We start from the raw sequence: 11,476 nt of genomic DNA, 5'->3' as shown, positions 1-11,476 counted from the left end.
CGATTCCTCGAAAGGAGTGTACCAATGAAAAAACATTTTCTCATCCCATTAAATGAAAGTAAACTGCCGCTTTTTGCTGAAACGATTGGTTTCAATCCTACACAAGAAAATATCACACGGCCAAATGGTTATCCTTATTACCACTGGATTCAAACTGTTAGCGGACAAGGTTCTATCATGTTTCAAAATCAACAGATCAACCTCACGGCTAATAACGGGATCCTCCTTCTACCGCATATGGCACATTCGTATAAAAATGAACAAAGTGATTCTACTCCATGGAAAACACTTTATGTAACATTTGGCGGGATGATGGTAAAAGAGATTTTGATTACACTTGGACTCTATCAATCTGCTTTTTTTCACTGGGAACAAGAAGCACCAATTTCCACATTCATTACGAAAGTGTTAAAACAAAGTGACGAGACAACAGACAGCTTTAGTATAAGCGCCTCTTCCCATGTCTATGAATTTCTCTTACTTTTAAAAAAGTATGGGAAAACCGATAAAAGTAGCTTGAAAGAAACCAATAACTTAGTTACGTTATATTCACTCATTGACTGGATGAAATCCCATATTTCCAACCCAGATGTCAGCCTTGATGAAATGGCTCTCTTTATCAATACATCAAAACGCCATTTGAATTCGTTGTTTCAAAAGAACTTTCACGTAACACCCTATGCCTATTTAGTGAATTTACGAATCCAGCAAGCTAAAAAACTCCTTTTAGAAAACAATTCAGCTACAATCGGTGAAATTGCCCTGCAAGTCGGTTTTCGTTCCTCAAGCCATTTTGTGGCTACTTTCAGAAAAATGGTCGGGATTCCTCCAGAAAAATACCGGCATTTAAATGGTGTATTTTGATTCAGAAAAAGAAGCACATAACCTAATCTGCTAGTGCTTCTAAATAAATATTTTTACATTAGCCTTCCATAAACGAACTATTTTTCACTTTTTAGCTTTTCGATTTCTCTATTTAATTCCTCTTCATTCACATAGTTACGATATGCAGCATCATGAATTGCGAAGGAATTCGCAAATTGGCTACCAGCTTGTGCCTCTGATTCCATTAATAAAACTCGTTCTTCTGCACGGGCAACACCTCTAACTATCGTATCGGCTTGATAGGAAACAGTTGCTTGCTGAATTTGTTTAATAGACTGAGCCACATTCGCACGCGATGCTAATAATACTTTCTTATGCTGTAATTCGTTATAGATTTCTTGTAATTCATATAATTTTTCCTTAAGTATTTCCGTTTGTCCTTGAATCGCTTCATATTGCTGTTGATAGAGACTGAGTTGCTTTTCGTGCGTTAATTTTTCTTGCACAGCTAATTTCGCCATCATATCCTCTTCCTGCTCAATGGCAAGCTTAGCTTGTCGTGTTCTTTTATCCACTACATTCTTTGTTTCCGAAATAAGTGCTGCTTGTTTATTTTCTACAAATATTTGACGAGAAAGAGCCTTCTGAGCTTTCGCCATTTCTTGCTCCATCTCTCTCGAATACTCATTTAACATAGCTATTGGATCTTCCATTCCATCCAGTAGTCCGTTAATATCAGCCTTTGCAATTGTTTTTATTCTTTTAAAAATACCCATATTAGTCATTCTCCTTTTTAATTGTTATGTTTCTTTCCCACTGATCTAAAATACTTACATTTTGGTTTATCATCGGTTTATGTGAACTCATTAAAGATGTATCGATAAGCTGTTGCATCGAAGAAGCCTTTGATTTCTTTCTTAGCCATTTCACTAAGAAAACCAAAATAGCAATCCCGATAATAAGGAATACTAGTAATCCAATCCATGAAAATCCTCCATGATGAGGGCCGTTCATCATATGACCGCCTCCAAAACCTCCTCGTGGTCCCATTCTTTCTGGACCATGTCCATGTGGTCCTGCTGCAAGGGCACTATATCCCCCTAACAGGAAGTAGACTCCCAAAACCATTGGAGTGATGATTGCACCCAAAAAAATTGTTTTCTTATACTTGAAATTCATCGTTCTCTTTCCTCCTATCATTCTTGATGATTATAGTTTAGTAGAGTTTGGTGAAAAATCGGTGAAAGGGATAAACGGATAGCAAAAATTTTTCTATCAAGCGAGGTAGGGTCTTGCACCTTAGTGGTGCGTAATAAAAAAAGCCCGCTTCCGATTGGAAGAGGACTCATTTTAATAGAAGAATTTCAAATGAATAATCTCATATTGTCTTGCCAAATTAAGCTTTATTAAGAACAAGCTCCAGCTGTAAGGAGAGTTCATTCTTAGTATCCAAAACAAACAATCGTAAGTGGTTTTTATCACGTGATCCGCAAAAGTTACTATTTTCTTGATTACAAATTACGATACCACTGAGCGGCAGCTTCAACTTCTTCCATTGTCAATTGATGACCTCTATTTTCCCAATGAAGTTCTACATTTGCATTTGCTTTCTCTAGTAACGATTGAAGTTCAGAAGATTCCATTGGCGAGCAGATTGGATCATTTTTCCCTGCTGCAATAAATACCGACTTTCCTGACAAATCAGGAAGTTCAATTCCTTTTCTCGGTACCATTGGATGATGAAGAATTGCACCCTTTAATGCACGTTGGTAGTGAAATAATAAACTTGCAGCAATATTGGCCCCATTAGAATAACCAATCGCAATCATATTTTCTCGATCAAAACTATACTTTTCTGCTGCTTCATCAAGAAACTCATTTAATTCCTTCGTGCGAAAAACAAGGTCTTCTTCATCGAACACACCTTCAGCTAATCTTCGAAAGAATCGGGGCATACCATTTTCTAATACATTCCCTCTAACACTTAACACGGAAGCCTCATCATCAATTCTTCCCGCAAGAGGTAAAAGGTCTAATTCATTTCCACCAGTACCATGAAGTAAAAGTATCGTTGGTTTTGTTAGATCTTTTCCTTTATTAAAAATATGTTTCATCATTTATCCCCTCCAGAACACGAACCTCCACACTAGGTAAGGTTTCTTCTAATTCTTCTCGCTTTGACTCTAGCCATGATGGTAACATGAGTTTATTTCCAATTTCAGTGACAGGTTCATCAACTGAAAAGCCTGGTGGATCGGTCGCTATTTCGAAAAGTATGCCTCCACCTTCATGGAAATACACTGCTTTGAAATAGTTTCGGTCACGTATTTCAGTCGGATAATATTCCTTGTCTTGTAGCAGTGATCTCCACTTGAGAAGGTCTTCTTCATCCTTTGCCCTCCATGCGATATGGTGAACAGTTCCAGCTCCCATTAGCCCGCGAACCGAAGGAGATAGCTTAATATCAATTATATTTCCTAGATTCCCTTCAGATCTAAATCTTAGAAATCCCTCTTCATCACCAATGCATTCGAGTCCCAATATATTTTCTAGAACCTCCGCAGTTTTATTAGGTTGTGCTGAAATTAAAACAGCTCCCCCAAAACCTTTAATCGCATTTTCTGCTTGAATACCCCCAAAGTTCCTATTATTTTTTGGTCCTTCAGTTCGTTCTATAAGTTCAAGCTGGAGCCCGTCAGGATCAGTGAATTGCAAATACCGTTCACCAAAGCGTTCAGAATCACTAAATTCAATACTGAATTTTTGTAAACGTTGTTCCCAGAAATGAATGGATCCTACTGGAATAATAAAGCTAATGACTCCGACCTGTCCTGTCCCAATTCGACCTTTTAACTGATTAGCCCATGGAAAAAAAGTAATAACAGTTCCTGGTTCACCAGTTTTGTTACCAAAATAGAGATGATACACTTCTGGACGATCAAAATTTATCGTCTTTTTTACAAGTCTTAACCCAAGTACGCCAGCATAAAAGTCAATATTTCTTTGGGCATCGTTAACCATCGCTGTTATATGGTGGATACCAGGTGTTTTTTGCACTTTCATCATCTCCATTCTTTTCACGGGTTTGATTCTAGAATTCAATTTGGTCGCTCTATGGAAAAAATCTCTCCTATTTTCGCATAATTTGTTCCTGCTAATCGGCTCACCGCAGCTAAGCCACTTGGATCAATTCTTCCATTTTCATAAATGCTGTTTTCAATATGAAATTGAACAACTTTACCGATGATAAGATCACACCCAGGTGAGTCCAATCCTCCCAATTCTAAAGAATGTTCTAAAATACATTCCATTCGAATTTTTGCTTCTTTTACGCCAGGTACCGAGATTTTATCACTATCAACTGGTGTTAATTTACCTAGCTCTATTTCGCTTTGATCAGGAGGAAGGCTAGCCGCTGTTTCATTCACCTTTTCAACATTTTGCTCATCAACTATATGGATAACAAATTCTTTTGAACCAATGATGTTTCTCGCTGTATCCTTTTGTATTCCCTTTGAACGTTGAATTGATAATGAAATCATCGGTGGATTGGATGATACGATATTGAAGTAGCTAAATGGTGCACCATTTAAAACGCCATCCTTTGATAGGGTTGTGACAAAAGCAATAGGTCTAGGTATGATGCTACCTATTAGAAATTTATAATTTTCTCTTTCTGTATTTTTAGCAGGGTCAATTGATAGCAAAGAAATCACTCCTTCACATGAAACTTATTCTAACTCTCTTACTTCAAACTTTAGTAAACTTCGTTCAATCTGTCCTCTAAATTGTTCATACTGTTCTGGTAACATTAATTTATCTCCCATTGTCGCTACGGATTCATCGTGTGCAAATCCAGGAGGATCTGTTGCAATTTCAAAGAGAATTTCCCCATGTTCTCTAAAGTAAATGGCATTAAAGTAGTTTCTATCTTTTACAGGAGTTACACCATAGCCATTCTCTGCAATATACTCTTGCCAATCCAATTGGTCTTGGTCATCAATTGCTCGCCAAGCAATGTGGTGTACTGTTCCTACACCCATTTGCCCACGTCCTATTGGGGTTATTTTCAAGTCAATTACATTTCCAATTTCTGCAGAAGAACGAAAACGGATAAAGTCCCCTTCCTTTGAAATAAGTTCTAATCCCATAACCTTTTCTAATAATTCCGCAGTTTTATTTGGCTGAGTGGATAATAGTGTTGCTCCACCAAATCCTTTTATAGCAACTTCCGGAGTTATTCCTCCAAAGTTCCATGAATTTTCTTCCCCTTCTTCCCTTTCAACAATTTCCAAGTGAAGCCCATGTGGATCATCAAATTCTAAATATTGTTCCTCAAATCTCCTCATAACAGTAAAAGATACATTGAATTTTTCTAGTCTGTTTTTCCAGAAGTTCATTGCTCCTTTTGGAACAACAAATGACGTAACTCCTACTTGACCGTCTCCTATAACTCCTTGATTAGCTCCAGCCCAGGGAAAAAAAGTAATGATTGTACCTGGTTTGCCACCTTCATCACCAAAATAAAGGTGGTAAGTGCCTGGGTCATCAAAATTGACTGTTTGTTTCACTAAACGTAGACCTAAAACACCTGCGTAGAAATCAACATTCTCTTGAGGATGACCAACTATTGCTGTAATGTGGTGAATACCCATTGTTTTTTTACTCATTTTATTTCAACTCCTATTTTAAAATTTCAAATAGTTTCTTATAAAAATTCGCTAACTGGTTTACGGTACCCTCTATTTCTAGTATATAAATCTGCCATTTACTCACACATATACCTTTAATCAAAACATATTCACTTCGAGATATATTAAAATAAAAAAGCATCGAGACTATACTGACCAGCACCTATTAAAGCTATGCCGATAGCAACCGCAAGCAAGGTTAGGTTATATTCGTATCCATTTGATGTTGCCCATAATCCATTTGGAGCGTGCACTTTAACAATAGCCATTAACATAGTTCCTGCAATCATAATTCCAGCAAGTGGAGTTAAGAATCCTAAAGCGAATAAAATTCCTCCAATAAGTTCTGCTAATCCCGCGAACAGAGCCATAGTTACTCCTGGCTTCATGCCAATTGACTCAAACCATCCTCCTGTCCCTTTTAATCCATAACCACCGAACCAACCAAACAATTTTTGAGCACCGTGACCAATAAATAAAGCACCAATTACCAATCTAATTATTAATAACCCAATATCTATCATAATTAATTTCCTCCAATTTTTTATTTTATCTCGAATTCGAGATATATGATTATAAAAATTATTTTCCCAATCTAACTTTTACTTTTTTCAAAAGAAAGACCAAATTCTCTATCTCATTTGGATGCAAAGAATTAAAAGCATTATCAACCAATTCCTCATGTTCTGGCATTAATATTGTCATTAATTTAAGACCATCTTCAGTTAATATTACATGTACAACTCTTCGATCATCAGGGCAAGCATTCCTTTTTATCAGACCTTTTTGTTCCAATTTGTCAATAACATATGTCATTGAACTACTGGCAATTAGAATACTTTTAGCAATTTGCTGGATTGTTTGTTTACCTTTATGAAAAAGCACCTCTAAAACTGAAAACTCCGTAATACTTAAGTTGTTTTGAGCCATATCATCCCTTATTTGTTCCTGAAATGCTCTTGCGGTTTGCATTAGCAATAAAAAAGGATGATTCGTGCACTTTCTTTTCATGAGACACCTCCTTATTGATCTCACATAACTTATCTCGAATTAATTTATCTTGAATTAATTAATCTCGAATATGAGATAATTTTAATATCTGTATTGTCTTTTGTCAATAGCTTTTCGAATGTCTAAAAAATTTATATTTTTTATTTAAAAAGAACCTGGAAATGTTCCAAGTTCTTTTCATTTGTTTGTTGTGAAACGAAGTGTATTTTTGTTGGTAATGTAGCAGTTAGTAATCCTTGTATGACAAGTCTTCCCTGTTCATCAGGAGTCACATGGTGAGAGCTTTCATCACCTGAAATCGTAGTAAACAATTCAACATCCTCTACTGTGAAAGTCCGTTCAAATGTAATAATTTCACCTACAACTAAAGACAATTCTATTCCCCCTTTATTTTAAATCTATTTATCTTAACTAATTATGAAGACTACGTCCTCTCAATGTAAATGTGACATATATTCAAATGCTGTTGTTCCATATACGCTTTTAAAGTGTTTATTTAAATGGGTTAAATCAACAAAGCCACATTCAGCTACAGCTGAATAAACATCTCGTTTTTTTTCGATTAACTGCTTTGCACGCTCTATCTTGCAGTTAAGATAGTATTGGTATGGTGAAATTCCAGTATGAGCCTTGAATAATCTGATAAACTGAAATTTTGATAGATTAAGCTCTTTACATATATCATCAAGCTTGAGTACATTTTCTAAGTTGCTATGAAGCATATCCTTTGCTTTTCTAATTAGAGCGTTATCTGTCTTATGTTTTGTAGAAAGATTTGTTTGAATAAGGTTATCTGAGAGGGATAAGAGTAATTCATTGCACAAAGCCTCATCTTTAGCGCTCATTATTGCACTAGAAAGACTTAATATTTTTTGTTTAAGTGAATAATCATACACAATAGGGGTTGAAAAACGAACGATATCCTTTTTCTCACAAACCTCCAAAAGCAATTTTGGCTCAATATAAAGCATGACATAATCAAGGCCAGCCTTATCATGTGCCATTCCGTCATGTGCCTGTTCTGGATTAAAAAGCATAACACCATTTTGATAGGATAATTGTAAACTGCCATCCAAGGTATACTCTTGAATCCCACGCAATGTTACACCTATTGCATACTCTTTGTGAGAGTGCTTTTTATACGTAAAATCAGTCATACTTGCTGACAACGCAGTAATACCTGCAGATTTTTTATAGATAAATTTGTCCATTAAATTCATCACCTCTTAATTAGCTTACCTACATCCATATCATGATTGCAGCATAAACTAAAAATAGTGCCATCATTATATTAACAGGCTTTTGATGTTTCTGTAAAAACTGCTTAAAGATTGTACCGAAAAGAACCCATGTAATTAATGCTAAAAATCCGATAATCGTTATAGTGATAACACTTATTGTCACCTCAGGTATTGTGATATAGTTGGGCATAATAAAGCTAGGAATGACAGTCATTGTAAATAGTACCACCTTAGGATTTAAAAATTGCATAAGGAAGCCTGACAAAAAGGTACCAGTTTGGTTTACAATTGGTTTTGATGGATCCATTTTGTAAATTTGATAAGCGAGATAGAGCATATAAAAGCTTCCGATAATCTGCATAACAATTACTATTTTCGGTATGATCGTGATAAGCATCGTATTCAACATAGCTGAAATAATAAGTAATAAACTAAAAGCAAGAGTTGCTCCATATGTATATTCAATTGCCTTTTTCGGCCCAAAATTATGCACTGTGGATAATATGACGATATTAGTAGGCCCAGGTGTAAAAGTAACAATAAAACAGTATATTAAAAAAGATGTAATATTCATGAGAAAAACTCCTTTCAAGTTATTCTCATAAAAATATACATCTTAAAGCTAAAAGGCATATAGTATATTATTGCAGGATTATATAAGCTACTGTAAAAAGAAACTCTACAAATTCAGGGTTAACGTGGATGACTTTATCCATTTAGTGGGTAGTTCTCACAATCAATCACTGGTAATTTTCCATCAGTGGTAGATAAAATATCAAATTAGCAAATAAAATATTCTAAACTCTCTCCATGTTTCGTTTTGATATTGTATGATTGCATGGGGTGGACTACACAAGCTTCATCAGCATGCAATTGAAATGCTTCAAGTCCTAAATTTATTGTCCCTTCCCCCTCAATGACTATTAGCAGTTCAAAACAATGACTAAGCCTAAATGGGACTTCACGTGATTTTAATCGATTGATATCACTTAATTGATAATAATAGCGGTTCCAATTTTCTTCATTCTTATCTTTTTGGTTATTATATTGCAAAAGTAGTGGCTCCCTTCTAATGATTTTTTATTATTTGAATTTAAACATGCAAAATAAAGAAAGCAAAAAGGCTGTTTCCAATCTCATTGCTTTCATCATGAATAGATATTAAATTGCATTGTTTCGACTCTCCACAATCTTATACTCATTTTCTAATTCAGGTAAGGTCAACTCATATAACTGACGATTATCAGATGATTTATACCTTTTCATCTCTAACAACTTTTGAATCATCTTTTCTTTTGGATTCATCATTGCTTTGATAGAAATATTGTTCATATTTTCACGCCTTTTGAAAAAGAAATTTAAATGAATAAGTTTTCTTCGGATCGCTGCACGTAAATGTCTAATTTTGATTTATTTTTACTCGCTTCTGTTAATTTCTTTGTATACTGTAGAAATGATTCTTCATCACCTTTTTCCAGAGTTTGATCGATCTTAAATTGTAAATAGTTTACTTTTAAATCTAAATCCACTAACGACAAAATATATCCACACTTGAAATAATGTTCCAAATCTTCAATCGCTATAAAAAAGTCTCTGCTTTTATTAATAAAAATTAGAAAGTACCAGCCGAAGTCATCGATGTATCTGCGCTCGTTCTTTACTTCCAAAATATCTCCCTTACTTATTGTCACGACATCTGCATGCCCGCCATCTGGGCATAAACAGTCAATTTGATGTTCAAACATAATTTCAGCAATAAAATATCTGCTCATACACTTATCTCCTTTTTGATAATTAACCAACTGTGATATGTAACATCCTGGGTTATTAGGCTATTAACTCTGTATTGCCACTCATGCTTGAAAAAAGAATGATTTCATCACCAGATGATAATAATTCTCAACAAAAGACATATTTAATGCTCGTATAACGAAAGAAAACAGGCTTCGATAAGCTCCAGTCCACAACATGTACAATGAGTATAGGCAAAATTCTTGTCATCAACAATTTCTTGTCTAAAAGCACACCATTCACAAATCAACATAGTTTCTATACCTTTCTAAACCTATTTCTTTTATTCTAAAAACAAATGATAATGATTATCATTATCTTTTTGTATTATATTTGATAACCATTCTCATTGTCAAGAAAATCACTTGTTCATAATCTATCTAGAAGTTAAGAATAATGATTTATTTATTCTTGTTGTTACCTGATACTCCTGAAAAACCACTCTATAAGGATAAAACGACTTAGTTATTGGTTATGAATGATAAAACATGTTAAACATATTAAAGTAAACATGTGATCATAAATTCTTTTAGATTTCTATTTTACAAATAAATAATAGCTTGAGGTGAATCATGTGCTTACGTTAGGCATTCTTATCTCCATATTGATTAGTACTTTCGTTCTTATTGTCTTTCTAGATATAATGCAAGGTAATGATTTATACGAAGCTTGGTTTAATCTTAAAAATATCTTGAAAGTAGCAAGAGGAGAAGATTATTTTCTTATCACGATTTTTATTGTTTTATTTCTACGATTATTTTGGCACCATATTCGCGGAAAGAAATAACCTCTATTTATTTTATGAAGTAACTTGTTTTATTTTTCCTTTTATAAATACTGAAATTAATAAAAGTACCGGGATGATTATTTGAAAAGGTATATGAAGAAGATAAGGGACTTCTTTTAGCCCTTCATCTAAATGATCTTGGTAACTAGGTGCAATAATAATCGACGATATATAAATAATTGCTCCTACAAAATAAGTAGGAAACGAACTAGGTTTTAATTTGAACATGTTGTTCATTCCAATGACTGCACAAAAGAAAAATATTGTTATTTTAATAAATGCTAGGATCACAACTAATAAGATGATAAAAGTATCTAATCGCTGGAGAAATCCTGCGATATTTATATAGCCAACTGCTGTAAGTGCAGGAAATGCAGATCTTGATACGACGTCAGTTCCTAGTATGCAAATTAATAAAAGCGTGTTTAATGTTAAATACAAACCCGCGAATACAATAGCCATACCCCCAACCTTCATTATTTTCGTTTGTTTATTTATATAAGGGAATATCATAGACAAGATAATTAATTCCCCATAAGGAACGGTAATATTTAACGGTATTAATTCTTTTAGTATCGGTTTCCATCCCTCTACAAGAACGGGTGTTACATTTTCAAAATTGATTAAATCACCTATTACATAAAAAATATTTATTATTAATAATGTGAAAGCAATCATAATAAAACAAATGCAAACTGCCTTTGTGAATACTTCTATACCAAAATTCACTGCGTAGATTAAGACAAACGTCATGCAGATACCAATTGTAATAATCGAAGTTTTATTGTATGGGGCACTAATTAATAACTCCTCAAAGTCTCGTAAAACTCTTGAAGCGATATAAATAAAATAAATGATATAAAAGTAACCAATTATCCCTCCGATGTATTTCCCCCATATCTTCCTAACATATTCTGTTAAGGGCAAATCCGGAAAATGCTTGTGGAGTTGATAATAAACTGTAAACAAAATCAATCCTGCAATAGGAGAGATTAGAGTTACGATCCATGCATCTTGTTTTGCTCCACTGCCTAAATCTAAAAAAATCGCTGTCCCAAACATGAAAAGAACCATCATACAGAATAATTGAATGCCATCAATATTAACTTTGGACAAAACAACTCACCTCT

General features: G+C 34.3%; 15 protein-coding genes and 1 pseudogene. 1 reads left to right on the top strand and 15 read right to left on the bottom strand.

What is annotated here, in order from left to right; all coding sequences use genetic code 11:
* Positions 1-24: 24 nt before the first annotated feature.
* Positions 25-864 (top strand): AraC family transcriptional regulator, encoded by an 840-nt coding sequence (locus WCV66_RS07060; protein WP_338788437.1) that lies wholly within the window; start codon positions 25-27, stop codon positions 862-864.
* Between the two features lie 77 nt (positions 865-941).
* Here WCV66_RS07060 and WCV66_RS07055 read toward each other — a convergent pair whose 3' ends face one another.
* The 15 genes and pseudogenes from WCV66_RS07055 to WCV66_RS06985 form a co-directional block, all read right to left on the bottom strand.
* On the bottom strand, positions 942-1,601 hold the full coding sequence (locus tag WCV66_RS07055) for a PspA/IM30 family protein (RefSeq protein ID WP_338788436.1): 660 nt from the start codon (positions 1,599-1,601) through the stop codon (positions 942-944).
* A gap of 1 nt (position 1,602) precedes the next feature.
* Positions 1,603-2,004, bottom strand: coding sequence for a hypothetical protein (locus WCV66_RS07050; protein WP_338788435.1), 402 nt, complete (start codon positions 2,002-2,004; stop codon positions 1,603-1,605).
* 332 nt (positions 2,005-2,336) lie between these two features.
* The gene (locus tag WCV66_RS07045; RefSeq protein ID WP_338788434.1) at positions 2,337-2,942 is read right to left on the bottom strand and encodes an alpha/beta hydrolase; all 606 of its coding nucleotides are present in this window, start codon (positions 2,940-2,942) and stop codon (positions 2,337-2,339) included.
* On the bottom strand, positions 2,923-3,888 hold the full coding sequence (locus tag WCV66_RS07040; protein ID WP_413789633.1) for a ring-cleaving dioxygenase: 966 nt from the start codon (positions 3,886-3,888) through the stop codon (positions 2,923-2,925). Before WCV66_RS07040 ends, WCV66_RS07045 begins: the two co-directional genes overlap by 20 nt.
* 35 nt (positions 3,889-3,923) lie before the next feature.
* Positions 3,924-4,532 carry a flavin reductase family protein gene (locus WCV66_RS07035; protein WP_338788431.1) on the bottom strand — a complete coding sequence of 203 codons (609 nt, stop codon included), beginning with the start codon at positions 4,530-4,532 and terminating at the stop codon, positions 3,924-3,926.
* 24 nt (positions 4,533-4,556) lie between these two features.
* On the bottom strand, positions 4,557-5,495 hold the full coding sequence (locus tag WCV66_RS07030) for a ring-cleaving dioxygenase (RefSeq protein WP_338788430.1): 939 nt from the start codon (positions 5,493-5,495) through the stop codon (positions 4,557-4,559).
* Positions 5,496-5,641: 146 nt separating this feature from the next.
* Entirely contained in the window at positions 5,642-6,040 is a 399-nt protein-coding gene (locus tag WCV66_RS07025; RefSeq protein WP_066329037.1) for a DoxX family protein, read from the bottom strand.
* 58 nt (positions 6,041-6,098) lie between these two features.
* On the bottom strand, positions 6,099-6,527 hold the full coding sequence (locus WCV66_RS07020) for a MarR family transcriptional regulator (RefSeq protein WP_338788429.1): 429 nt from the start codon (positions 6,525-6,527) through the stop codon (positions 6,099-6,101).
* A 203-nt stretch (positions 6,528-6,730) separates the two neighbouring features.
* Positions 6,731-6,901, bottom strand: a pseudogene (locus WCV66_RS07015) (enoyl-CoA hydratase); the annotation flags it as partial.
* A 60-nt stretch (positions 6,902-6,961) separates the two neighbouring features.
* Positions 6,962-7,738, bottom strand: a complete 777-nt coding sequence (locus WCV66_RS07010; RefSeq protein WP_338788428.1) for an AraC family transcriptional regulator — start codon at positions 7,736-7,738, stop codon at positions 6,962-6,964.
* 28 nt (positions 7,739-7,766) lie between these two features.
* Positions 7,767-8,342 carry a LysE family translocator gene (locus tag WCV66_RS07005; protein ID WP_338788427.1) on the bottom strand — a complete coding sequence of 192 codons (576 nt, stop codon included), beginning with the start codon at positions 8,340-8,342 and terminating at the stop codon, positions 7,767-7,769.
* A 206-nt stretch (positions 8,343-8,548) separates the two neighbouring features.
* A complete protein-coding gene (locus WCV66_RS07000) occupies positions 8,549-8,821 on the bottom strand; it encodes a hypothetical protein (RefSeq protein ID WP_338788426.1) in 273 nt (90 codons plus the stop codon).
* 108 nt (positions 8,822-8,929) lie between these two features.
* Entirely contained in the window at positions 8,930-9,100 is a 171-nt protein-coding gene (locus tag WCV66_RS06995) for a Fur-regulated basic protein FbpA (protein WP_338788425.1), read from the bottom strand.
* A 26-nt stretch (positions 9,101-9,126) separates the two neighbouring features.
* A complete protein-coding gene (locus WCV66_RS06990; RefSeq protein ID WP_338788423.1) occupies positions 9,127-9,540 on the bottom strand; it encodes an IDEAL domain-containing protein in 414 nt (137 codons plus the stop codon).
* 818 nt (positions 9,541-10,358) lie between these two features.
* A complete protein-coding gene (locus tag WCV66_RS06985) occupies positions 10,359-11,462 on the bottom strand; it encodes a GerAB/ArcD/ProY family transporter (RefSeq protein ID WP_338788422.1) in 1,104 nt (367 codons plus the stop codon).
* Between the last annotated feature and the right edge of the window lie 14 nt (positions 11,463-11,476).

The organism is Metabacillus rhizosphaerae, assembly GCF_037201795.1.
In the GTDB taxonomy this organism is placed as follows: Bacteria; Bacillota; Bacilli; order Bacillales; family Bacillaceae; genus Metabacillus; species Metabacillus rhizosphaerae.
The sequence above is the reverse complement of the archived record's forward strand: the minus strand, read 5'-3'. Positions and strand labels throughout refer to the sequence as shown.